Raw genomic sequence first — 25,039 nt, 5'->3', positions numbered from 1 at the left:
ATTTTATATAGTTAATTCTATTTCTAAATAATATTTATCAGCCAAATAGTAGGTATTCACATATTCTCTCGGTGAATCATGAATATCAAAAGAAACTCTTTTGATCCACAATATTAGAGTTCCTTGTTCCACTTTCAGTAATTCTGAGATTTGTTTATCTGAAACAATAGAATGGCTCTCTTGAAGGGCATAAGACCACTGAATATTATAGGTTTTATCCAAAAAAACTCGTAATGATTCTTCCGAAAAGTTTCTATTCAGCGTTTCTGGAAGATACTCTTTCTCAAAATGATAGATTTCAAAGTAGTATGGATTATCGCTCCCATAATGAATTCTTCCTGTTTCAATCCATCCACTCTCCGCCAACAAGGTTGATAGATTGACCAGTCAAATAACTAGATTTGTCACTTATTAAGAACTCCGCGGCATTCAAAACGTCTTTCATATCAACTAAACGGTGCATTGGAATCGTTTCTTTGAAATGATCCATTACTTTTTCTGGATCAATATTACGTTTCTTTGCATATTCATATTTAAGCTTTTCCCACATTTCAGTGTAGACTATTCCCGGACAAATCGAATTCACACGAATATTCTGATCTGCAAATTCTTTTGCAATTGACTTTGTTAGTCCTTGTACACCAAATTTACTTGCACAGTATACAGTCTGCCATGAACTTGGTTTTTTTCCTGAAAGAGAAGACATATTTACAATTTCTCCACCTCCATGTTCTAGCATCCGTTCAATGGCAACCTGGCAAGTGAGAAAAGTTCCTTTTAAGTTAACATCCAAAGTTAAGTCCCATAATTCTTCACTGCTTTTTAAAAAGGGAACCATTTTAGAAACACCAGCAGAATTCACTAAAGTCGTCAGCGGACCAAATTTGTGTTCAACATCTGCTACAGCTTCTCTTATCTCATCTTTTAATGTGACATTTACCTTATAATATGCTAAGTTGCCCCCAACTTCTTCAACTAATTTTTGACCTTTAGCTTCATCTAAATCAAAAATCGCAACCTTGGCACCTTTAGCAACAAAATCTTTGGCCATTGCGGCTCCCATACCGCTACTTCCACCTGTAATTACAATTACCTTACCGTTCATTTTATTTTGCACACTCCTATTATAAGTATTTATCTATCCCAATTGGCTTATCTTGCGGCATCACCTGAATAAAAACATTTACTTTTTTATCAAGCAATGACTTGAATTGTTTATTTTCTTCTGCACTAGTCGAAATGTTTTTATATAGTACACTTCTATCCTTACGAGTGCCCATACCACCTACATCGACTTCTTCAATCGCAATACCATTATCCACTAAGTAATTCAGTACATCTGGTCCTTTTACTAAGAGAATTGTAGGTTCATCCAATTCTTGGCTGAAAAAGGCAACTCCTTCTTCTTTAGTAAAAATACCAATGGCAATTTCTTCTGGGATTGCCATTTCTAGAACTTCGATCATGTATTGATCATTCGCTGTGCCATCATCCACAATTACTACTTGATTGGCACCCTTGTTCTTTATCCAAGACGTCATTACTTGTCCATGAATCAAGCGATCATCTATTCTTGTTAACACTAAGTTTTTCACGGTGTTTTTTCTCTCCTTTCCCGAATACTTTACTTTGAATTCCAACACAATCTTTTGATATTGCTTTTTTAACCAATGAATCTAATGTATCTTCTTCAGTTTTCCCAAGCGATAAGGATAATAGCATTGGCATATTCATTCCTGAAATCAAAGCAATTTTGAAGTCTTTTGATAGATAAGCGGCACTTTGAAATGGCGTTCCTCCTGCAATATCAGAAAGAATTAAAAAGCCACTTTCTTGATCACTATATCCTGATAATACCTCAGCCAATTTTTCTCGGTAGCTGTCCGGTGACTCTCCCGGAACTAATGGAACTGCTTTTATTCCATAAGTATCACCAGATATCATCTTTAAGCTACTCAATAAACCTTCACAAAATTCTCCATGACTTATGATAACCATATTAACCATCTATTCACCTCATTCATTTCTATCCAGCAAATCCTAAGATTCCTAGGTAGTAAGACAAAATTCCAACTACAAAAATTGCGATAATGATGTAGACAGTATTAACTTTTTTCTTTAACATCCACCAAACTAATAGTGTTAAGCCCAATGGAATTAATCCTGGTGCCAATGAATTTAGTACATCTTGAATCTTAGTAGTTCCTTTGCCGACGGTAATCGCTAATGGTGTATTCACGGTCACACGTGTTGCTGCCATAGCACCTACAACCATTAATCCAACAATGCTAAATGCGTTGATGATTTTGTCAATAGTCCCATTTTTCAAAATTTTTAGTAATGATGTTTTACCTTGTTTATATCCAGTCATAAACATAAAGTAACCACAACCAAAAATTAATGATTCAAATACTACAAAAGATAAAATAGGTCCTAAGTAATTTCCTTCTAAAGCCAGTGAACAACCAATACCGAATAAAATCGGGAACAGGATTCCTTGCATCACCGTATCACCAATACCAGCCACTGGTCCCATCAATCCAGTACGTACCGCATTGATATCTTTTGCTTTGATATCTTCACCATTTGCTCGTGCTTCTTCCATTGAACATGCAATTCCATTGATGATTGGGCCAATAGTAAAGACTTCTGAGTTGTAGAAAACCATGTATTTTTTTAATTCTTCTGCACGCCTTTTATTTGTATCATATAATTCACGAATGGGTGTGATCATTAAGTTGGTAGCACCTAAAGCCTGTAAACGCTCATAATTGTAACAAGCTTCTGTACTTGTTGACCATAACCAAGTTTTAACTAATGTACTCTTGGAAAGCTTTTTCGTATATTCTGGTGCTACAGTGGTATTATTTTCTCTGTCATCAACAGGGGCTACTTCAACATCTTCAATTTTCTTATTCACAGATAAACGTTTGACTTTTTTCTTCTTGACTTTTTCTTCTTTATTATTACTGCCCAAATACACTACTAAAGCAATAATTGCTGAGAAAATTGAAATTGCGGTTATTCCAAGACCTGAATAAACAGTTAAGAAGAAACCACCAAAGAACCAAGGAATCAGCTTTTTCTTACCTAGATAATTCAATAACATTGCGATTCCTAGTGCTGGCATGATCCCACCAACGACTTCTAGTGCGTTAATCAGATGCTTCGGCACCATATTAATTAATTGTTGTGCCCAACTACTGCCAGAATAAACTAATAAGAAGGCTGGAATACCATATAAAATAAAGGACATACAAGCGGATGGAACAAAGTTCATTAAACGCACGCCTCGCAGGTTGCCCCGATCGAGTAATTTATCCGCGCGGTGAATCCAAGCAGCATTGACTGTCATGTAGACTTGGTTCAAAAGCAGACCAAGCATACTGAATGGTATGGCAAAAGTTACTGCCATCTTTGGATCTGCACCAGATAAAATTGTCATCGCTGTACCGAATATGCCTGCAACGATCGTATTACTAGGCATTGTACCTCCAGCTGAAATCCATCCTAGATAAATCAACTGAATATTGGCACCAGCCAGCATTCCTAACATTGGATTACCCATAAATAAACCTACTAAAGTTCCAGTGGTTAATGGGTAAACTAAACATTTTGTTACAGGACCAAAGAACCACCATTGGCCCATCGTTGCTAAGATTGCAACCAAAATTGCTGATACTACCATTTTATTTCCTCCCTAATGGTCTTTGCTTAAATAAACCATCACTTTTCCTTTACGTGCATACTTCAACGTACTTAATTCATCACCAATTTCTTCTAGACTTAGTTCCGCACTAATAATTTTCTCAGTATTAATTAGACCACTTTCTAAAAGCTTGACGGCTCTTTCAGAAGTTTGTGGATTTAAATATGAAGTAAAAATACTTAACTCTTTCGTATAAGCTGCAAACTGATTAAATGAAATCGGTTTTTCTGGATCACCTAAACCAAACAGGAGAACCTTACCATTTTTCCCAGCGATCCTGATAGCCTGTTCCATTGTTTCTTTTAGTCCAATACATTCCACGACATAATCAATATTTATTTCTTGAGCTATGGTTTCGATTTCTTGATCTGTCACAGCTAAAGTGGCACCAAGTTCTAAGGCTAGTGCTCTCTTTTCTGCTTCTTGCTCAATCACAATGATTTCACTAGCTCCGCTGTATTTGATTAATTGCAGCATCAATGAGCCAATAGATCCCATGCCATATATCACTACTGTTTTACCGCTTTTAATTTGAATAAGATCAAGTCCATGAATAGAACAAGATAATGGCTCAGTAAAAGCCGCGGCTTCTAAATCCAACGAATCAGCTATGTGATAAACATTCCGTTCCGGCGGATATACATACTCGGAAAATCCTTTAACCACACCATGGCGTTCTAGACAGAAATTTGGGAAACCTTGCTGGCACCACGTACATTTTCCACAGCCGTAGCTGGGGTCACAAGCGACGCGATCACCAGGTTTAAAATACTTGCATTCTGGCCCAACTTCCATCACGATACCAGAACATTCATGGCCTAAAATAATTGGCGGAACCACGACACTAGCGCCGTTTTTTCCTTGAAACTTATGGATATCAGTTCCGCAGAGTCCGCACCACGCTACACGGATTTTTACTTCATCATCAATTGCAGATCGTTCGGGGATGTCACGTACCTCATAGGTATAGTCCCCAACATAATATCCTGCTTTCATATTTATCCCTCTCACTCACTCAAGTTTTTGAATAAGTTGATTTTACGTGAAACAATCTCTTCGATTTTATCCAAACAAGGAATAACATTGTTACGATTAGAGATATTTTCTTTATTGGCATCGTAACATTCCTTTGATTTACGGTTCCAGCCAACTAGCAATTCTGTCCCTACATTAAATTTTCGAATACCTAAATCAATTACTTTTTTAACATCATCGTCTTTGACACCAGTACCGCCATGAATGACTAAAGGAATGTCAACAGCTTCTTTAATTTGTTTCAATTGATCAAAGCTGATATTCGTTTTCGACTTGTATTGGCCATGATTTGTTCCAATTGCTACCGCCAAAGCATCAATTCCTGTTTCAGCAACAAATTTAACGGCATTTTTCGGATCTGTGTAATATACTTTGTCCTGACTAACTACTATCCCATCTTCTGTGCCGCCAACAGTTCCTAATTCTGCTTCAACACTGACACCATATTTTTTGGCAAAGTTAACCACTTGCTTGGTCTCAAGAATATTTTCTTTAAATGGAAGTGACGAGCCATCAAACATAACTGAGCTGTATCCTGCTCGGATGGCTTTACGAATTTCACCGAAGTCTTTTGCATGGTCTAAATGTAAAACCACATCCACTCCGTATTCTTCAGCCATTGATTTACAAATAGCGACAAAGTTACGATGCCCAACATAATTTGCGGTTCCGCAACTCGTTTGAACAATCACTGGTGTTTTTTGCTTCTCTGCCGCCTTAATAATTGCAGGCAACATTTCCAGGTTGTGAGTATTGAACGCCCCGATAGCCATATTCAACTGATCTGCATCTTTTAAAACTTCTTTTAACGTTACATACATTAAAAATTCCTCCTAAACATTATCTGAATCTCTAACAAAAGATGGCCATCTTTTTTCTATATTATTTCTAAATATAAAAATGTTAGAATATACGTACGTTCGATTCGATTTCATCATATAATATCTAAAAGGCAAATGATATACTTCTAAAATGAAAACCCTTACAGCTTTTACGATATTTTATAGAATTATGTAAATTCATTCATGATAGAATAAAATAAAAGGTATTTGGAGGATGCTATGATTATTGATATTAAAAAGGAGAGCTATGAAAGTTTGTCTGCGTCTGAACGCGCAGTTATAGACTTTTTAAATAAGAATGAACGTCTGATTCCTGAGTTATCTATAACAAAAATCGCAGAGAAAACTTATGTTTCTTCTGCGACAGTGTCTCGAACAATTCAGAAATGCGGGTTTTCTGGAATTAATGAACTTCGATATAAAATATCACAACAAAAACAAGAAAAAAGTACCTTTGATGCTCCATATGTTGTCAATAATATTTTGGCGAAATCTTTTAGAGAGTGTACACAGACAATTGATGACATAGATTCAACTGCAATCTATCAAATAATTGAATATATAAAATCTGCTAAACGAATTTTTATTTACGCAAGAGGATTTACTGCATTAATTGCAGATGAATTTCAGATGTACCTTCAATTGTTAGGTTACAATGCGATAATAGTGAAGGATAGTATGTGGATGAAGAATACTGAACAGATAGTCACTTCTGACGATATTATCATTATTCTTTCTATTCGTAATTCAACACCAGAATTAGCAATATCAGCTCAAAGTGCTAAAAAAGTTGGTGCTAAAGTTGTGACGATTTGCTGTAAAAGTAAGACTAACTTAGAGAAGTATTCTGATATTACAATTATTGGACACTCTGAACAAATTATGGAAGTCAGTGGATTGACAGTTTATTCTAGAATTCCCTTATTAATTATTACTCGCACAATAATAGAATATATTGGCTTATAAAATGATATAAGAAAAAAAACACATTCTTTTCACTTGTTGTGGAAAGAATGTGGTAAAAATATTTACTAGTCTTTGGTACACTTTTGGTATTATTTATAATTTATATTACACTTGATACAAACAAGCATCACGATTATTAGACGTGTAAGTCTTAAAAATAGATATAAAAAAGGTTGAAATAAACTCTCTAGATTAGAGTGAAATCTATCTAGAGAGTTTTTATATTGAAAAATAGTATTAACTATTTTTTATTCTTGTCAGCTTTAGGTAGTGGGTGGGCATTAAGTGCATTGTTAGGGATCTTTAAGAAGTCTTGCTTACCCATATTGCCGTAACTTTGTCCTGCACTAAAGCGCATTAGTTTGTTAACTTTAATTTTTACTAAGTATTGAAAAGAGTATAGTTTTTTGTTTTTGACTACTAACTTTGCAGTCATGCCTTGAATTTTACCCATTTTAACTAATTTATTGTAAATGGTTTTTTGCTTGGGACTTTGTGTATTAGTAGTAAAAATTGGATCAAGCGCATCTTTCATTGTTTGCTGATCCTTGATTTTGGCATTTAAGGTATAAGTATGACCTTTGCGGGTCATTTTATAAGCTTTAGTAAGAGCGGCAGGTGGATCCATCAACATCGCGTTATTAGTGAATGAGTCGAGTAGGTCAGCATAAGAATGACCTGTCAGTTTGTTAAAATCGGCTTTGTACCACTTACTCTGCCCGTTAATATAAACGTGATTGGCACTATCCACCCATTCTTGTGAGGACTGGGTTTTACCCTTAGATTGTGTTTCGTAATTAAGCTGAAAAACAGTTGGGTTGCCGCCGAAAAGGGCGGTAGTAGCAACCACCTGCTTAGATGTATCAGTGCCTAAAGTCACTGTTTGCTTAGCTTGTCCGCTCTTAAATGATTTCTGTGAACATTTGATTACTTGGCTTTTAGTTAGAATTGGTTCGCTTTGTTTTTTCGGCTTGGAACAACCACCCACAACTAGCGCTGCAGCAATACTCAAGCCTAAAATTAGTTTTTTAAATTTCATAGTGAGTTAGATTATCTCTTTTCTTATAATCATTATTATAACTATTGTATCGTAAAATATAAATTTAAAAAATGATTTTTAGTCCTAAACCCTATGAAAACAAAATGTAAATGTGTAAAATAATAAGTGAAACATTTAATTTGCAAAGGAGATATTTCATGTCAAAATTAGTTTTGATCCGTCACGGACAAAGTGAATGGAACCTTGAAAATAAATTTACTGGTTGGATTGATGTAGATTTATCAGAAAAAGGCGTTGAAGAAGCAAAGAATGCAGGTAAGTTAATTAAAGAACACGGTCTTAAATTTGACCAAGCCTATACTTCAGTTTTGACTCGTGCTATTAAGACTTTACACTATGCTTTGGCAGAAAGCGACCAACTTTGGGTTCCCGAAACTAAGAGCTGGAGATTAAACGAACGTCATTACGGCGGTTTACAAGGTTTAAATAAGAAGGCTACTGCCGATAAGTACGGTGATGAACAAGTTCACATTTGGCGTCGTTCATACGATGTTTTGCCACCAAAGATTGAGGATGACTCAAAATACAGCCAAGTTCATGATCGTCGTTACGCCGATCTTGACCCACACATTATTCCACGGACTGAGAACTTAAAAGTTTGTTTGGAAAGAGTTATGCCATTTTGGGAAGACCACATTGCTCCAGACTTATTAGCTGGTAAGAATGTCATTATTGCCGCTCATGGTAACTCACTTCGTGCCTTGACTAAATACATCGAAAACATTTCTGACGCTGATATTATGAACTTGGAAATGAAGACTGGTGAACCAGTAGTTTACACCTTTGATGAAAAGTTGAATGTCACTAACAAAGAAAAGTTAGACGACTAATTTAGAACCTAAAAATAAAATTCCTAACCATCGGTTAGGAATTTTTTAGTATCTGCGACTTATTTGTCACTTGTGATTAAATCGTCAAGTTGCCGCCCATCTTGTTCAGTATATTCTCGTAATTTTAAATCATTTTTATCAGTATGATGGCATGTATGCTTCCATGTTTTACTTGATTTATATCAGTCTAGCTTTCACATATTTTTGAAACATGAAAGTGATGTTAATTAAAGAATCGCAAATTAGGTAAAAATAAAAATTCATCAATATATCTGACGAATTAATAACTCGTTTTATAAACACAAGATTCTTTTTGAAAAGCCTTGCAATAGTTATATAATTAGTTCAAATATAGTTATGAGCAGGATTATAAAATGAATTTTACACAATTACATTGTTTTGTTGAAGCGGTGGATAACTCAAGTTTTACTATTGCTGCAGAGGCTCTGAATTTCACTCAGCCAGCTGTTTCAAAAAATATTAAGGATCTAGAAAACGAGCTTGAGGTGACATTAATAGTTCGTGAGCACCATCGAATTTCGCTGACAGATGCGGGCAGATATTTTTATAAAGTAGCCCGTAATGTGGTGAATGACATGGATTATGCCAAGGATTATCTTAGAAGCAATAAAAGTAAAATTGGAAACTCTTTAAGAATAGGAGTTTGTAATATTCCGTTAGAAGAAGAATTAATGCCAATTGTTTTGCATGAATTGCATAAAATTGACAAAAGCCTGGATATACGCTTTAGTGATGTATTAAATTATTCAATTTCTGAAATTTTAAATCATCATGTCGACATTTGTCTTGTTTCGCGTGATAGTGTAGAGGCAATTAAGAATATTAGTTTTGAGCCCTTAATTGAGGGACATTTTGTTGTGATGTGTCCTTCAAATTCTATACTAAGTAAAAAAGAAAAAGTTACTTTAAAAGATTTACAACAACAAACTATATTCTTATTTAATCCGACAAATTCGTTAAGCTTTCAAACTCAAAATGAATTAATTGCAAATATGAATGTGAAGCATATAAGGTTTGTCAGTGATTTCTTTAAAATGGGCATATATGTTAAAGCTAATTGGGGATATGGTATCTTACCCAATTTTATTGCAGATTATAATGCAAAAGAAGTTAAATATTTACCACTTGAGTGTCGCAAAATACCGCCTTATGGCATTGCTTATATGAAGTCCGCTGTCAGAGATATTGATATTGACAAAGTAATTCAGGTTTTTAAAAGTGCGATAAAAAGGACTGCTTAATTTCATAAATAGTTTTAAGAATTAAAAGGAGCTCGTTAATCTGTTTGCAAGAGATTGACAAGCTTTTTTGCTGCTAAAATACAAAATATTTCAAGCATTCCAGTTTGTTATTTTACATTTTAATGTGCTTGCCTAAATACCAAATTAACATGCTACTTTAAGAGTGTGCACAAAATATAACTAAAGAAAGAGTTGGTAAAAATGGAAAGCAATTATGACGTAATTATAGCGGGAGCAAGCAATTCTGGTGGAATGGCTGCTTGTGCTGCGGCTGAAAAGGGTGCAAAAGTTTTGTTAATTGATAAAATGGGTGATTCAAAATATTTGTATCGCTCATCAATTGCGGCAGTAAACAGTAACGCACAAAAAAAGGCTGGAATAAAAATAGATAAAGCAAAATTGATTAATTTTTTAACTTTATTTGCTCAGTCTAATGTTGACCAGCGCCTTTTATGGAAATGGGTTAATAATAGTGCTGAAACTGTAAATTGGCTTGAAGATAATATTTTAAAACCTAATGGTGGTCACATTATGGCTCAACCAGATGCAGGTTATGAAACTCTTATCAATACTGCTTTTCCAGTCGAAAATGTGATTGCAAATGCGGATGATACTGATTGGGCTCACTATGGTTCTTGGGTAATTAATAAAGCTCAAGAATTAGGAGTGACTTTACAATATAATACCAAGTTGGAAGATTTGATTACTGATGATGAAGGCAAAGTTATAGGCATTGTTGCCAGTGATCGTCAAAGCGGACAAAAAACGAAATATTATGCAAATAAAGGCGTTATTATCTGTACTGGCGGATATGGCGGAAACAAGAGTCTGATGGCGAAATGGAATCCATTCGGTCTAAAAAAGAATGTTTATTCTGATGGCCCGCGTGATGATGGGTCAGGTATTCTGGCTGGTCTTAGAGTTGGAGCAGCTCGTGATGAAGAACCAGCAGAAACCATTTTCGATCGGGGCGGTGTCAAAGTAGGTACAAATGCAGAAGATCACTATGTAGTGGATTATCGCGGGTTTGGCTACTTTTGGCTCGGATCATACCCGTTTTTAAAGGTTAACTTACAAGGGGAAAGATTCGGAAATGAAAGTGAACCATATCAGTTTGACATCAATAGTGCAGCGAAACAACCTGGTTATTTAGAAGCTGTTATTTGGAATGAAGAAATAATGAATCATTTAGAACAGTTTCATACATTAGGCTGTTCAAGACTAAATTGGCCAGGAATATATGATACAGAAGGTGCTAAAGCTGAAGTTCAGCGCCGACTTGATGATGGGACAGCACAAAAAGCAGATAGTATTGAAAAATTGGCCGCTAAACTGCAATTACCAGAAAGGAACTTAGTCAGAAGTGTTGAGCGCTACAATCAGCTATGCCAAAACAAAGAAGATAGCGATTTTGGTAAAGAACCTTATCGAATGTTTCCAATTGAAAAGGGTCCATACTATGGCATAATTTTGGGCGGTCGCTTATTAGCTACTCTTGATGGATTACGGATTAACACTAACATGCAAGTTATTGATAAAAAGGGTAATGCAATTCCACATTTATATGCGGCAGGTAATGCCAGTGGTGGCTTTTTCTGGGGTAGTTATCCTGATCGTGTCCCAGGTCTAGCATGCAGCAGGGCTCAAACTTTTGGGCGACTAGCCGGCAAAAACGCTGCTGATAACTAATTTGCTTTTAGAAGGAGAAAGTAAATATGGAAGAAAAACAAATGCCTCGTCTTTCAAGTTATCGTTGGGTTATTCTAGCAATAGTATGCTTAATGGACGTGGCTAGTAACTATATTCAATTTCAGGTTTCTGTACTGGCAACACAAATTATGCCAGCTTTACACATTTCAACTGCTCAATTTTCAAGTTTGCTAATGGCTCCCATGTTGGTGGCTGTAGTTTTAAGTTTACCAGCAGGATCTTTGGCAGATAAATTTGGTGCTAAAAAGGTTGTAACTGTAGGATGCATTATTTCAATTATTGGTGCCTATGGTCGTTTAATAGCAACTAATTTTGCTATGATGATGGTTATGCTGTTGTTGTTTGGCGTTTATATGTCAATTTTAAGTACCAATACAATTAAAATTTTTGGTATTTGGTTTAAACAAGATACTAATTTAGCAATGGGCATGTTCTTTGCTTCAGCCAGCATTGGAATTATTCTTTCACAATTAACGGGACCGTTATTCTCTAGTGTTAAGGCAGCTTATATGTTTCCTCAACACTGCTACTTGTTTTGTCAATTTGTTGGGTCCTTTTTATTAAAGACGCCCCTAAAGGAGAAAAAGTTCCTCCTTCAGAACCAGTAACAAAATATATCAATATTGCTGTTAAAAGTAAAAAGACTTGGTTAGTTGCGATTGCCGGTGGTATTGGTCAAGCTGCTTCAATGTCATTTACAGGGATTTTGCCACAAGCTTTAATTAATGGCAAAGCAATGACACCAGCCGGAGCTAATGCAATTGCATCTGCTGCAGAAATTGGTAGTCTGATTGGGGCAATGTTAGGGCCTGCAATTATTGGCAAGATGAAAAAAGCTAAGCCAATAATGGTAGTCTTTGTGACCATTTCGGCATTAGCGATGTTCATGGTCGCATACTTATCCGGTAGTGGTCTTTTAGTTATAGACCTAGTACTTGGTGGATTGTTTGGTGCTTCAGCTGGTCCAATTTTGCAGTCAATGATTATTTCATTTCCCGAAATAGGACCTAAATATGCTGGTAGCGCTGGTGGTATTGTTGGTATGACATCTACTTTACTATCTTATATTTTACCAGTTGTGATTTCTTCAATTGCCGGACAAAATTATGCCTTAACATTTATGATTCAAGCTGCTTTGTCCTTCACAACAGCATTTTTTGTTTTAGCACTGCCAGATGCTAACCGTGCAAAAAGAAAATAAATAAGTGAATTAAATAAACTAAAGCGTGAAAAATCTCGTTTTTCACGCTTTTAGTTTGCTTTAGTTTTTAATCTGGTTCGTTAATATTTAAAATAGCATCGAAGACGCTTTGGGGCAACTTGATATCACTTTTAACAGCTTGTCTCTTATTTAGACTTTGTCTCCGCAAAAGTTGCTGTTTCTTTGAAATACTCCGTTTTTCACCATTAACTGCCGCATTCTTGCGCAAAGGCGGCACGTCGACTCTTGCAATTGACTTGTTTTCCACCATTGCTTGCACAGGCATCGGATACAGGCGCCGCGGCACAGTATACTTCAATTTTTTAACTAATTTGTGAGCGATCAAATCTGCTTTTTGGCGGGGCACAATAATATCTAGAGCATCAACAGCGGCGTAGTTAATTTGAATTTGAATTTTGACTACATCTACAAGTTCATAATCCAGAAATTCAGTATCAAGAGTCGCAAAACCATGAGTAATTGATTTTAAACTATTGAAAAAGTCATAGGCAATTTCGGAAACCGGCAGTTTATATGTTAATGTGACTAAATCTTGTTGATTATCTAAATTAACCATTTCCCCAAAATGCTGGTCACACAATTTCATGACTGCACCCAAATAGTCATTGGGCGTAGTAATTACTGCTTTAACGTAAGATTCTGTGACGTAGTCAATTTCGGAAAAATCAGGGAATTTAGCCGGATTGGTAATTGTGACGTATTCTTGCTTTGGCTCAGGCTGCTTGAGATAAACATGGTAGGTGGCGTTGGGAGCAGTTGTCAGCACTTCCACGTGGTATTCATCACGCAAACGTTCTTGGATAATTTGCAAGTGAAAGATGCCTAAAAAGCCGCAACGAAAACCGGCATCGAGGGCTTCAGATTGCTCTGGCGTGTAATGAAAAGCTGAATCATTAAGTGCCAACTTACTAATAGCCTGCTTTAACGCCTCATAGCTGGTTTTTCCTTTAGGATAAAGACCAGCATAAACCATTGATTGTGCGGGTTTGAAGTGCGGAATCGCATTTTTAGTCGGATTGTCTGCAGCAGTTAGGGTATCGCCCACCTGGACGCTGGCGACATCTTTAATTCCTGTCACCACGTAACCAACTTCTCCAGCATTCAGGGCTTTCACTGGCTGCATGTTGGGTGTGAAAATTCCTATTGCTTGTGCGTTAAATATACTGCCGCCTTGCATTAACTGTAGTTTTTGCTCACTTTGCAGCTGACCGTCAATTAGTCTGACATCCGCAATAATTCCCTGATAAGAATCATACTGCGAGTCAAAAATTAACGCCTTAAGAGGTTCATCTGGGTTTCCCTGAGGAGCTGGGATTTTTTGGTAAATTGCTTCTAAGACTTGGTGCACATTTTCGCCGGTTTTAGCAGAGATTTTTAAAATAGCCACATCAGCAAATTCGGGGCGCAGTGCACGTATTTGGGCTTCTATTGCCGCTACGTCAGCAGCTGCGTTATCAATCTTATTAATCACTGGAATGATAGTCAGATTGTGCTTTAAAGCCAAACGTAAATTAGCTACCGTTTGTGCTTGTACGCCCTGGGTTGCATCAACTAATAAAATAGCACCGTCACTGGCAGCCAGACTTTTAGAAACTTCGTAAGAAAAATCAACGTGTCCCGGAGTATCGATTAAATTGTATTCGTATTCCTGACCATTGTCTGCTTGATAAAAATTGCGGACAGATCTTGATTTAACGGTTACTCCATGCGCTTGTTCTACTTCCATGCTGTCGAGCAGTTGGTCACTTAATTGTCTTTTGCTGACAGTATCAGTTTGTTCCATAATTCTGTCGGCTAACGTTGATTTGCCGTGATCAATATGGGCAATTATGGCAAAATTTCTAATATTAGCAAGTTTCATTCTATTTAGCTCCTCCCAGTTTTTGTGCTAATCCTTGTAAATAAAATAGCATTAATTGATTGGCTTCTTGTTCAAGGTCGATTTGAAAACCTTTAAAGTCTACGGGCAATTGATCGTGGTGAAATTCATCCAAGTTCATCATATTCATTAAGCCGCTAATGATGGCACTTTGAATAATGAAAAGGTGACTGGCTTGCTTATCGTCTAAGATATTAATGCGCTTAGCAATGGCTTGCCCTAATTGATGATTTACCTGATATAATTTTTTGCGACCGAGTAAAGTTTGTTCTTTGTCGGCGGCTGTTTCTAAAATTGGACCACGCAAAGCGTTAAGACGTAAGAGATCAGGTCTTTTACTAATTAACAAATGATTTTGCTCTAGTAAAAAAGAAGAAAATGCTGACCAAGTAGTAATATTTTCGGCTGCTTGAAAACGAAGCAGAACGTCTTTTAGATAGTCTTGGTATCCAGAAAGCAGCAGGTACATGAAGATGCTTTCTTTAGTTTTGAAATAATTAAACAGCGTTCCTTTGGCTACGCCGGATTCGCGGGCAATGCGGGCCATGGATATTTTGTTAAAATCATTTTTTTGAAATAATTTGCTGGCAGCCGCCGCAATCAGTTGTTTTTTAGCTTCTTTTTCTTGGGGAGATAAGACATACATAATTATTTTATACTCCTTTTATTCAACAATGACCAACGGTCATTTTACAAATAATTACAAATTTTTGCAAGAAAAAACCACCTCAAGAGAAGGTGGTTTTACATATGAATTAATTATTAATATATTTCTTTAATTGTTGTCCTTTAAAGCCAGCACTTAAACCTACTAAGAGCTTAATTCTGGCTTTTTGCCCATTTAGTCCGCGGCAGAAAATGATGCCCATTTTAGCTAAACTGACACCGCCACCCTGATAATCATAAACTGGTTCTGCGATACCATTAAAACAGCGTGAAACTAGGACAAGGGGAATATTGTTATCAAGCAGTTTTTGCAATTCCGGCAGTGTTTGCGGGGGCATATTGCCGGCTCCTAAAGCTTCAATCACAATTCCATTAGTAGTCGGTTTATTTAAAGCTTGAAAAATTTCTGGTCCCATGCCGGCATAAGCTTTAACCAAATAGACATTTGAAACTACATGGTCAATTGGCAAATGCTGCTGTGGATTAATAGTTTGGACATAATTAACGTGTCCTTCCGAAACAATTCCGATCGGACCAAATGTGGCCGTCCTAAATGTAGCGACATTGGTAGTATGGGTCTTGGTCACATAGCGGGCAGGATGAATCTCATCGTTCATGACGACCACCACCCCTTTACCAATAGAAGCATCTGAACTGGCAACCATTATTGCAGTTTTAAAATTATACAGACCGTCACTGCCAATCTCGTTTGAAGAACGCATAGCTCCCGTAACTACCACAGGCATTTTGCTGGAGATGGTTAAATCTAAAAATAATGCTGTTTCTTCTAAAGTATCGGTGCCGTGGGTAACAACAGCACCGAAAAAGCCTTCTGCTTCAGCTTGGCGTATCCGTAAAGAAATCTGCAACATACGCGCCGGAGTGATGTGTGGTGAAGGTAAATTGAAAATTTCCTCAGTAACTAATTGGACATCATCGTTAACGTTTAAAGATAGATCAGTCAGAGGGTTTTGGCTGTTAGGCTTAATTTTCCCTGTTTCGTCCTCTGACATTGAGATGGTGCCACCTGTGTGTAAAATTAAAATCTTTTTACTCATATTAGTTTACTCCTGTTTTTTATTTGATTGTTCTTCTAAAGGTTAGCATAATTTGCAGGGTGCAGATACCCTTAAAGGCTTTCGGTTTTGGAACAAAAAAGCTGGTTAAAAAGACCAGCTGTCTTAACTTAAAAACTTTAATCCGTAAAGACTTCTTGTGCTATACCGAACGCAGACCATGCTTTGGGCCAACCGCAATAAAAAGCAAGGTGGGTAATTAATTCAACTATTTCATCTTTAGTAATGCCGTTTTTCTTGCCGATAACCATATGTGACTTGAGCTGGGGAAAAGCCCCTTGTGCCATTAAGGCAGCACAAGTAATTAAACTACGGTCACGTGCAGATAGTTTGTCTTCTCTTGACCAAACTTCACCAAATAAAACATCATCATTTAATTCTGCAAATTTAGGAGCAAAATCACCTAAATTATCTCTGCCAGCAGTTTGTTTCTTCATTTTTAATCCTCCAATTTCTGATATTCTTCATCTGTCACTGGTTCAAGCCACTTGGGAGTTCCAGCAGTAATGGCAATGTGGGCAAACCAGCTGTCTTTGGTTGCGCCATGCCAATGTTTAACACTGTCATGAACTACCACTACATCACCAGGGCGCAATTTACGAGGAGCTTTGCCTTCTTCTTGATACCAGCCTACACCGGCAGTAGCCAGTAAAATTTGAAAGCCACCGATATGCTGATGCCAGTTGTTGCGACAACCGGGTTCAAAACTGACATTTGAAACGCTGACATTAATATTAGGATCACTGACTAAACTCTGCAGATAGCTTTGACCTTTAAAATATTTTTGATAAGCAGTATTTTTTTCACCTAAAGCAAAAATACCATCTTGCACATCACTTTTATGATCGTTCATTTTTTACACTCCTTTTTTATAATTTATTATTGTTACTTTAATCCTTAATGTGCAGTTTAAGTCAAGTGCTCTACCGGTTAAAAATAGCAATATATGAATTTTATTAATAATTAGGAATTGTTTTTTGACTGCCGTATTTTATAGGAAACAATGTGATAAAATTAACTTATTAAATGAAAGCGATTTATATTAAGGAGACTATCATGATTTATCATAAAAATTTTGCATGGGATGCTAATTATGATGTTGTTGTATTAGGATTTGGTGGTGCTGGTGCCACTGCCGCCCGGTTTGCGGCAGATAATAACGCTAAGGTCCTGCTGGTAGATTCTGCTCCAGAAGGACATGAAGGAGGTAATACTCGTTATTCCGCTCAATTAATTGGTACGGGAAATGATTTTAAGGAATTGAAAAAGTATTATCAGAAACTAACCGCCCCAATGGAACTTGATGAAGATATGATTGATACCTATGTTCAAGGGATGGTTAATACTCCGCAATATGTTTCCCAGTACTTAGGTGTCAAACCAAATAGTGCTAAAGAATATGCACCAGATAAAAGTTATGCTTTTAGGGAATTTCCTGAGTTTGAAGGATCAGAATCTTATGATTTCACCACTGTTACTAAACATTGGTTTGACGCTTCTTTATGGCAAATTTTGAAAGAGCAGGTAGTTAAGCGGCAAGACCAAATTGATGTTTTATATGGCACACCTGCTGTAGAACTAATTCAGGATCCGGAAAGCAAAAAGATCTACGGTGTGGTCATTAAACGCGACGGCAAACTATTAAAGGTTCAAGCTAAAAATGGTGTCGTCATGACTACCGGTGGTTTTGAAAACAACCAAAGAATGATTGAAGACTTCATCGGAGCAAAAAGATTGGCTCCTTTAGGTACTCTTTATAACAAAGGTGACGGTTTGAGAATGGCGCAGGAAGTTGGCGCCGACTTTTGGCATTTGCACAACTTTGAGTCTTTGGGGCTACTTCATGGTATGGCTTTTGCAGTACCGAAAGGACAGCGTGGTCGTTTAATGCTGGGAGCACAAAATAAAGCTGTTTCTAGCGGCAGTGTCTTTGTAATAGGAGATGATGGTACTAGATACTTCAATGAGGCAGAAGAAAATCGTCATGGTCACATCAAGAACCATGGTCAGTGGAAAGTGCCACTAAACCAAGAGCACCCATACTTAATTTTTGACGAAACCAAAAAGCAGGAGTTAGATAATGATAAGATTATTGGTGATTACAAGCCATACACAGAAAATGTCATTCGGGCTGATTCTGTTTCAGAACTAGCTGCAAAAATTGGGGTTGAACCGGCAGTTTTGTCTGATACTCTTAATCGTTTCAATAAAGCATGTCAAGAACAAGAGGATCCTGAATTTAGAAGGGATCCGGCTACTTTGCGCACATTTGCCGGTAATACGATTTATGCCGTCAAACTGGAACAAACGATGCTTAACACTCAGGGTGGTCCAAGAAGAAATAAAAATGCGGAAATTTTGGATACCAGAGGAAAAGCCATCCCTAACCTTTATTCTGCTGGTGAACTTGGCGGTATCTGTGCTAACCAATACCAAGGCGGCAATAACTTGGCAGAATGTTTGATTTGGGGCAAGATTGCTGGAGAAAATGCGGCTAAGCCCAAAGTTGATGAAACAACCGATGCAGCAAGTGGGGCTACTATGCATGAAAAGCATTTAACCTCCGACCTTAAGCATGAAACCTATGAAGCAGGGAAAAACCAGTACATTGGTAAATCTACTAAAGGTATGGGTGATGAAATAGTTGTGCGGGTAACTGTTGATGAACAAAAGAACTTAAAGAATATTGAAGTTTTGAAACAAGCTGAATCAGACGACTATGGGTTGAAAGCTATCAAGGCTTTGCCTGCAAAAATGGTACAGGCAAATACCGTTGACGTTGATGCAGTCAGTGGTGCTTCAAGCTCGTCTCGTGGTCTCAAAGACGCTGTTAGAGATGCCTTAAGTAAAATTGCTAAGTAGATTATTGTTAATAAAAAGGGTCATTTTAATTAAATGGCTCTTTTGTATACGCCAAAACAAAATATATAGATTTAAAATGCTATTTTTATATTACCTGTTTTTTAGTATAATATACATAGTAACAATTACTACTTTTGGTGAGGTAATAAAATGAATTTTACTCAATTACGCTGTTTTATCAAGGCAATAGATAATTCCAGTTTTACTATTGCAGCTGAGCGCTTAAATTTTTCCCAGTCTGCAGTTTCTAAAAATATTAAGGACCTTGAGAATACTATCGGTGTCACTTTAATTAACCGTGCGCATCATCGTATTTCGTTAACCAGTGCCGGTAAACACTTCTATCATGTTGCACGCAATGTTGTGGATGATATGGATTATACGGTTGCTTATTTGCAGAGCCAGAAAAATGATCCTGAGACTCTTTTACGGATAGGTGTTTGTGATACACCTTTGGAACAAAAAATTTTGCCAATCTTTTTAAGAAAATTGAGAGAGTCTGGTAGTAACCTTAATGTGCAGTTTATTTTTGTACTTAACAATTCTATCGGAGAACTGCTTAATCATCATGTAGACTTGTGCGCTATTGCCCGGGACGATGTTAATGTAGTAGCTGACGTAAAGTTTAAACCGCTGATTAAAGGGCAGTTTGTGCTAGCTTGCCCTAAAGGTTCGCCGCTAGCTGAAAAAAGTTTAATATCTTTAAAAGATCTCAAAGATACCAATATCTTTTTATTGGATCCTAATAGTTCCTTAAATGTCCAGATGAGGTATCAGGACATTCTGATTAATAATATGGGAATGGATCACATTAAATTTGTGCAAGATTTTTTAGCAATGGATATTTATGTTAAAGCCGGTTGGGGTTACGGCGTATTACCTAATTTCATTGTTGATGGCAGTGCAAAAGAAGTTACGTACATTCCAATTGATTATCATGATATTTCACCTTATGGCATTGCTTATATGGAGTCATTTACCAATGAATCAGTGTTAAAAAAGGTTGTTAGCATTTTAAGAGAAACAATCAAAGAGTTTGCTCCAGATAAAAATTAATTTTATCAATTAAAATTATTGTTATTTAAAAATACTTGCAGTAAAGGCGACTTTGCTAATATTGCAAGTATTTTTTATTGCATATTTATGTTGAAGATATTGTTATGTATTCCATTTGGTAATCCTCAATTCTTAAATGCGTGCAGAGATTTCCCTCTTTCATAGTATTATGAAAGCGGTTAAAGGTTTTATTTAAAAGTGAGGGATAAAAATGGAAAATACGTATGATGTAATTATCGCTGGTGCCAGCAACTCCGGTGGTATGGCAGCATGTGCAGCGGCAGAAAAAGGAGCTAAAGTCCTGTTAATTGATAAACAGGGCAGTTCACAATTTCTGTACCGGTCTTTCTTTGCCGCTTTAAACAGCAATGCTCAAAAGCGGGCTGGGATAAAGGTTGATAAAGCCAAATTAATGAACTTCTTGACCTTATTTTTCCAGGACAACGTTGATGAGCGTCTACTTTGGACCTGGGCAAACCACGCAGATGAAACAGCTAACTGGCTGGAAGATAATATCTTGAAGCCTAATGGCGGTGTCTTAAGACCGCAAAAGGATGCTCACTATGAAACAGTCGTTAACACCGCTTTTAATACTGAACTTGCAATTGCTACACCTGATAATGGCTGGGCTCATTATGGTGACTGGGTAATTGATAAAGTCAAAGAATTAGGAGTTACCCTGAAATACAACACTAAACTTGAAGAACTGGTTACAGATGATAGTGGTGCAGTAACCGGTGTGATTACCAGTGATCGCTCAAGTGGTGAAAAAACAGAATATAAAGCTAACAAGGGTGTCATTATTTGTACTGGTGGCTACGGTGGCAACGTTGAGCTAATGAAGAAATGGGATCCGCTCGGCTACAAGAAGAATGTTTATTCAGATGGTCCGCGTGATGATGGTTCCGGTATTCTGGCAGGACTTAAAGTGGGGGCTGCCCGTGACGAAGAACCAGCTGAAATCATTTTTGACCGTGGTGCTGTTCCGGTTGGCACCAATGCTGAAGAACATTATCAAATTGACTTTAAGGGTCCCGGCTATTTCTGGATGGGTGCCTATCCTATGCTTAAAGTTAACCTGAACGGTGAACGTTTTGGCAACGAGAGTGTTCCTTATCAATTTGATATTAACGCTATGGCTAAACAGCCTGGCTATTTGGAAGCACAAATTTGGTCAGAAGATACTATGGATCACTTGGCACAATTTAGGACTCAAGGTTGCTCTCGTTTGGGCTGGCCTGGTATTTACAATACTGAACAAAACAAGGCTGAAATTCAACGCAGAATTGATGATGGCATGGTGCAAAAAGCAGATACCATTGAAGAATTAGCTGAAAAACTAGATTTGCCAAAAGATAATTTAGTTAACAGTGTTAAACGTTATAACGAAATGTGTGCCACAGGCGTTGATACTGATTTCGGTAAAGAAAAGTTCAGATTGTTCCCAGTTGATAAGCCGCCATATTACGGTGTCATTATGGGCGGACGACTTCTGGCAACGCTTGATGGGTTACGCATTAATCCTAAGATGGAAGTCATTGACAAGAAGGGTCAGCCAATTCCTCATTTGTATGCGGCTGGTAACGCCAGTGGCGGGTTCTTCTGGGGTAGTTACCCAGATCGTGTTCCAGGTCTCACTTGCAGTCACGCTCAAACATTTGGTCGTTTAGCGGGACAAAACGCTGCTGAAAATTAGTTTTTATTTAAAAGGAGCTTTATAAAATTATGGATCAAAAACAGTTACCTAAACTTTCAAGTTATAGGTGGGTAATTTTAGCCATCATCTCTTTGATGGATGCCACTAGCAGTTATATCCAATATCAGATTTCTGCTTTGGCAACCCAAGTCATGCCGGCTTTACATATTGCACCGGCGCAATTTCAGAGTTTGCTCATGGCGCCAATGTTTATTGCTGTTTTTCTGAGCATTCCTGCTGGCTCACTTGGAGACAAATATGGTGCTAAGAAAATTGTCAGTGTTGGTTGCTTTGTTTCAATAATAGGCGCTTATGGTCGTTTATTCGCTACTAATTTTGCTACGATGATGATTATGCTATTACTTTTTGGTGTTTACATGGCTCTTTTGAACGCCAACGCACTGAAAATTTTTGGGTCTTGGTTTAAGCAGGATACTAAACTAGCCATGGGTGTATTTTTCGCATCAGCAAGTATTGGTATCATGCTAACACAATTAACTTCTCACATGTTCCCAAGTGTTAAGGCAGCTTACATTTTCTCATCTACATTGTTATTAATCTTAACTGTTTGCTGGATTTTGTTTGTTAAAGAAAAACCTGAAGGTGAAGAAATTCCGCCAGCACAGGCTCAACAAGCTAAACCTGAATCAGCAATGAAATACTTTAAAGTTGTAGCTCGTAGTGGGAAAACTTGGTTAGTTGGTCTTGCTGGTGGTTTAGGTGTTGCTGCTAGTGAAAGTTTTTCAGGCATTTTGCCTCAAGCATTTGCCGCTCGTGGTATGACACCTGCTGCAGGTAGTATGATAGCTGCTATTGCTACTATTGGTAGCTTATGTGGTTCTTTATTTGGACCAGGTCTTATCAATAAGGCTAAAAAAGCTAAGCCAGTGATGATTGTCTTTACTTTGATTGGTGGTGGCTTAATGGCACTTACATGGTATATACCTTTGGGATTGCCGCTAACTATTGCTTTAATTCTTGGTGGTTTGTTCGGTGCTATGACCGGCCCAATTATGAACTCAATGCCAATTCAGTTCCCTGAAGTTGGTCCTAAATATGCCGGTAGTGCCGGAGGACTTGTAAGTACAGTTTCACTGCTTCTTTCGTCATGTCTTCCAACTGTAATTGGTTTAATTGCAGGTAGAAACTATGAAATGACCTTTATTATTCAAGGCATGTTCTTCGCAATCACCGCTATTATCATTGGAATCTTACCAGACGCAAACGGTGGTCGCCCACGCAAATAAATGAAAGGAATTATTAGATATGGCAAAAAAGATAACTACAAATCCAGGTAAATATACCGGCTCAGGTCAAGGTAAAGAGAGCCGGATTAACCTTGAAGTTGAGGTTGACACGGATAAAATCGTTAACGTTAAACCACTAGATAAATATGCGCCCGACAGCTTAGCTGATAACGCATTTAAGAAAATGGCGCAAAAGATTGTTGACCAACAATCAGTTGATGTTGATGTGGTTTCTGGTGCATCTGAAACTTCACGCGGTATCATTGAAGGAGTCAAAGAGGCTCTGAATAAAGCAGGAGTTGACTTCAACGCTCTGAAAGAAAATGGTGGACAAACCGCTGGCAAGAAAGAAGAAACAATCAATGTTGATGTTGCTGTAGTCGGTGCCGGTGGTGCCGGCGTGGCAGCTGCTTTAGCTGCTCGTCAACATGGCGCAAGCGTTGCTTTATTTGAAAAGACCATTTCACCACTCGGTGCAAGTACTTTTGCCGGTGGTATGTTTGCCGGAGATAGTCAACAACAAAAAGACCAAGATGCAGTGGTTTCCAAGAAGTGGCTTTATGACGAATACATGGATGCTTCTCAAGGCTATATGAATTCAATTTTGGTTCGCCGCATTATTGACGAATCAGGAAAGACTGTTGATTGGTTAAATGAAAACGGCGCTATTATGAAATTAGTTGACGCTGGTACTGGTGGCAGTTACGATCACATTGGCATGCCGGCTACTCTTCATGGTTATCAAGAAGGCGGCACTAAGGCAGTAACTAAATTGATTGAAAAATTCAAGTCAATCGGTGGCAAGATGTACTTCGGTTTTGCTGGTAAAAAATTACTGCAAGATGATGCAGGCAAAGTTACCGGCTTAATTGCCGAAGGTGATGACAAATCACTACATGTTAATGCTAAAAAAGTTGTCATTGCTACTGGTGGCTTTGGCGGCAATCCTGAAATGCGTAAAAAATATTTGGGCGATGTCAACACACAAGGACAGGTTTTACAAAACACTGGTGACGGCTTGAACATGGCTTGGGACGCTGGTACTGCTCACCATATTAACGGCTCAACGCACTACTTCTGGCAAACTTTCAGTAATAAAGACGTTGGTGACATGGCAAAACTTGTTGGTCCAAATTGGATGCCTGTTAACGCTTTGTCAAACTTCCCTAACTTGCGCGTAAATAATCGCGGTCAACGTTATGCTAGTGAAACACACGCCTTAGACTTTGCCGTACACGGTGCTGAATTATCAGAACAACCGCAACAAACAGAATTTGTCATCTTAGATCAGGCAATGCTGGATAAGATCAAAGAAGGCGGAACTGTCGCAATCGAAGATCACTATGGCAAGTGGAAGAACCACCGTGAATTTTACATGGAATTTAATTTCCCAACTGATACTGCTGAAAACATCAAGCATGAACACGAAAAGACAGATTTTACTGCACTTTTAAATAAGCTTGCATCAACCAATGTGGTATTTATTGCAGATACAATTGCTGAATTAGCTGAAAAAATGGGTGTAGACAAATCTAATTTGCAAAAATCAGTTGCGCAATACAATGATGCTAAGAAGAAAGGTGAGGATGATCTCTTCTTCTCAGATACCAAGAGAATGATACCGGTAGAGCAGGGTCCATTTTATGCCGTTAAGTTTATTGCCCGCAACCTCGGTACCCTTGGCGGAGCAACAATTGATGAAAAAATGCACGCATTAGCACCAAATGGTGAACCTGTACCTAACCTGTACGTAGCAGGTGCAGATGCTTCTGGCATGTATGGCAAAGCATATGTCGATTTTGAAGGTGGTACTTTAGGATTTGCTTATATTTCGGGTAGACTGGCCGGAATTGATGCGGCTGAAACTGCCAAAGCTGGAAAATAGAATAGATATGTTCAAGACTATGTAAGAAAAATAACA

The 25,039-nt window shown here is 37.6% G+C and carries 22 protein-coding genes and 1 pseudogene; 10 read left to right on the top strand and 13 right to left on the bottom strand.

The features are described from left to right. Window positions 1-3 precede the first annotated feature (3 nt). Genes JF73_RS09550 through JF73_RS07450 form a run of 7 tightly spaced genes read right to left on the bottom strand, consistent with a single transcriptional unit; the run spans window position 4 to window position 5,565 of the window. The gene (locus JF73_RS09550) at window positions 4-366 is read right to left on the bottom strand and encodes a UTRA domain-containing protein (RefSeq protein WP_257011508.1); all 363 of its coding nucleotides are present in this window, start codon (window positions 364-366) and stop codon (window positions 4-6) included. Further along, window positions 344-1,105, bottom strand: a complete 762-nt coding sequence (locus JF73_RS07475) for an SDR family NAD(P)-dependent oxidoreductase (RefSeq protein ID WP_046327654.1) — start codon at window positions 1,103-1,105, stop codon at window positions 344-346. The genes JF73_RS09550 and JF73_RS07475 overlap by 23 nt, the downstream gene beginning before the upstream one ends. A gap of 19 nt (window positions 1,106-1,124) precedes the next feature. Continuing rightward, window positions 1,125-1,595, bottom strand: coding sequence for a PTS sugar transporter subunit IIB (locus JF73_RS07470; RefSeq protein ID WP_046327653.1), 471 nt, complete (start codon window positions 1,593-1,595; stop codon window positions 1,125-1,127). Beyond that, window positions 1,564-2,007: a PTS sugar transporter subunit IIA gene (locus JF73_RS07465; RefSeq protein WP_046327652.1), complete on the bottom strand. Its 444-nt coding sequence runs from the start codon at window positions 2,005-2,007 to the stop codon at window positions 1,564-1,566. Before JF73_RS07465 ends, JF73_RS07470 begins: the two co-directional genes overlap by 32 nt. Window positions 2,008-2,026: 19 nt before the next feature. After that, entirely contained in the window at window positions 2,027-3,688 is a 1,662-nt protein-coding gene (locus JF73_RS07460) for a PTS system mannose/fructose/sorbose family transporter subunit IID (protein WP_046327651.1), read from the bottom strand. Between the two features lie 12 nt (window positions 3,689-3,700). Next, window positions 3,701-4,705 (bottom strand): zinc-dependent alcohol dehydrogenase family protein, encoded by a 1,005-nt coding sequence (locus JF73_RS07455; protein ID WP_046327650.1) that lies wholly within the window; start codon window positions 4,703-4,705, stop codon window positions 3,701-3,703. A gap of 11 nt (window positions 4,706-4,716) precedes the next feature. Continuing rightward, complete coding sequence (locus tag JF73_RS07450; RefSeq protein WP_046327649.1) at window positions 4,717-5,565, bottom strand: class II fructose-bisphosphate aldolase; 849 nt, start codon at window positions 5,563-5,565, stop codon at window positions 4,717-4,719. A 240-nt stretch (window positions 5,566-5,805) separates the two neighbouring features. On the opposite strand from JF73_RS07450, the gene JF73_RS07445 reads away from it, so the two are divergent. Then, the gene (locus JF73_RS07445) at window positions 5,806-6,552 is read left to right on the top strand and encodes a MurR/RpiR family transcriptional regulator (protein WP_046327648.1); all 747 of its coding nucleotides are present in this window, start codon (window positions 5,806-5,808) and stop codon (window positions 6,550-6,552) included. A gap of 241 nt (window positions 6,553-6,793) precedes the next feature. Here JF73_RS07445 and JF73_RS07440 read toward each other — a convergent pair whose 3' ends face one another. Beyond that, window positions 6,794-7,591: a DUF6612 family protein gene (locus JF73_RS07440; protein ID WP_046327647.1), complete on the bottom strand. Its 798-nt coding sequence runs from the start codon at window positions 7,589-7,591 to the stop codon at window positions 6,794-6,796. A gap of 158 nt (window positions 7,592-7,749) precedes the next feature. Between JF73_RS07440 and JF73_RS07435 the strand changes: the two genes are divergently transcribed. The 4 genes and pseudogenes from JF73_RS07435 (at window position 7,750) to JF73_RS09980 (ending at window position 12,615) form a co-directional block, all read left to right on the top strand. Continuing rightward, on the top strand, window positions 7,750-8,442 hold the full coding sequence (locus tag JF73_RS07435; RefSeq protein WP_046327646.1) for a 2,3-diphosphoglycerate-dependent phosphoglycerate mutase: 693 nt from the start codon (window positions 7,750-7,752) through the stop codon (window positions 8,440-8,442). 374 nt (window positions 8,443-8,816) lie between these two features. Then, a complete protein-coding gene (locus JF73_RS07430) occupies window positions 8,817-9,704 on the top strand; it encodes a LysR family transcriptional regulator (RefSeq protein WP_046327645.1) in 888 nt (295 codons plus the stop codon). A 201-nt stretch (window positions 9,705-9,905) separates the two neighbouring features. Continuing rightward, window positions 9,906-11,393 carry an FAD-dependent oxidoreductase gene (locus JF73_RS07425; protein WP_046327644.1) on the top strand — a complete coding sequence of 496 codons (1,488 nt, stop codon included), beginning with the start codon at window positions 9,906-9,908 and terminating at the stop codon, window positions 11,391-11,393. A gap of 26 nt (window positions 11,394-11,419) precedes the next feature. Next, window positions 11,420-12,615, top strand: a pseudogene (locus JF73_RS09980) (MFS transporter). A 67-nt stretch (window positions 12,616-12,682) separates the two neighbouring features. Here JF73_RS09980 and lepA read toward each other — a convergent pair. The 5 genes from lepA to JF73_RS07390 all read right to left on the bottom strand — a co-directional run bounded on the left by lepA (window position 12,683) and on the right by JF73_RS07390 (window position 17,110). Further along, window positions 12,683-14,497, bottom strand: coding sequence for a translation elongation factor 4 (gene lepA, locus JF73_RS07410; RefSeq protein ID WP_046327641.1), 1,815 nt, complete (start codon window positions 14,495-14,497; stop codon window positions 12,683-12,685). A gap of 1 nt (window position 14,498) precedes the next feature. Next, the gene (locus JF73_RS07405; RefSeq protein WP_046327640.1) at window positions 14,499-15,161 is read right to left on the bottom strand and encodes a TetR/AcrR family transcriptional regulator; all 663 of its coding nucleotides are present in this window, start codon (window positions 15,159-15,161) and stop codon (window positions 14,499-14,501) included. A 109-nt stretch (window positions 15,162-15,270) separates the two neighbouring features. Further along, window positions 15,271-16,239: an asparaginase gene (locus JF73_RS07400; protein ID WP_038524237.1), complete on the bottom strand. Its 969-nt coding sequence runs from the start codon at window positions 16,237-16,239 to the stop codon at window positions 15,271-15,273. Window positions 16,240-16,376: 137 nt separating this feature from the next. Continuing rightward, window positions 16,377-16,694, bottom strand: a complete 318-nt coding sequence (locus JF73_RS07395) for a carboxymuconolactone decarboxylase family protein (protein ID WP_046327639.1) — start codon at window positions 16,692-16,694, stop codon at window positions 16,377-16,379. Between the two features lie 2 nt (window positions 16,695-16,696). Further along, window positions 16,697-17,110: a cupin domain-containing protein gene (locus tag JF73_RS07390; RefSeq protein ID WP_046327638.1), complete on the bottom strand. Its 414-nt coding sequence runs from the start codon at window positions 17,108-17,110 to the stop codon at window positions 16,697-16,699. Window positions 17,111-17,313: 203 nt separating this feature from the next. Between JF73_RS07390 and JF73_RS07385 the strand changes: the two genes are divergently transcribed. The 5 genes from JF73_RS07385 (at window position 17,314) to JF73_RS07365 (ending at window position 25,003) form a co-directional block, all read left to right on the top strand. Further along, window positions 17,314-19,119, top strand: a complete 1,806-nt coding sequence (locus tag JF73_RS07385) for an FAD-binding protein (RefSeq protein ID WP_046327637.1) — start codon at window positions 17,314-17,316, stop codon at window positions 19,117-19,119. Window positions 19,120-19,269: 150 nt separating this feature from the next. Beyond that, window positions 19,270-20,175: a LysR family transcriptional regulator gene (locus JF73_RS07380; RefSeq protein WP_046327636.1), complete on the top strand. Its 906-nt coding sequence runs from the start codon at window positions 19,270-19,272 to the stop codon at window positions 20,173-20,175. Window positions 20,176-20,386: 211 nt separating this feature from the next. Then, a complete protein-coding gene (locus JF73_RS07375; protein WP_046327635.1) occupies window positions 20,387-21,871 on the top strand; it encodes an FAD-dependent oxidoreductase in 1,485 nt (494 codons plus the stop codon). A 29-nt stretch (window positions 21,872-21,900) separates the two neighbouring features. Beyond that, entirely contained in the window at window positions 21,901-23,118 is a 1,218-nt protein-coding gene (locus tag JF73_RS07370; RefSeq protein ID WP_046327634.1) for an MFS transporter, read from the top strand. A gap of 19 nt (window positions 23,119-23,137) precedes the next feature. After that, window positions 23,138-25,003, top strand: a complete 1,866-nt coding sequence (locus JF73_RS07365; RefSeq protein ID WP_046327633.1) for an FAD-dependent oxidoreductase — start codon at window positions 23,138-23,140, stop codon at window positions 25,001-25,003. Window positions 25,004-25,039 lie beyond the last annotated feature (36 nt).

This window comes from Lactobacillus helsingborgensis, from assembly GCF_000970855.1.
Classification (GTDB): Bacteria; Bacillota; Bacilli; order Lactobacillales; family Lactobacillaceae; genus Lactobacillus; species Lactobacillus helsingborgensis.
The sequence above is the reverse complement of the archived record's forward strand: the minus strand, read 5'-3'. Positions and strand labels throughout refer to the sequence as shown.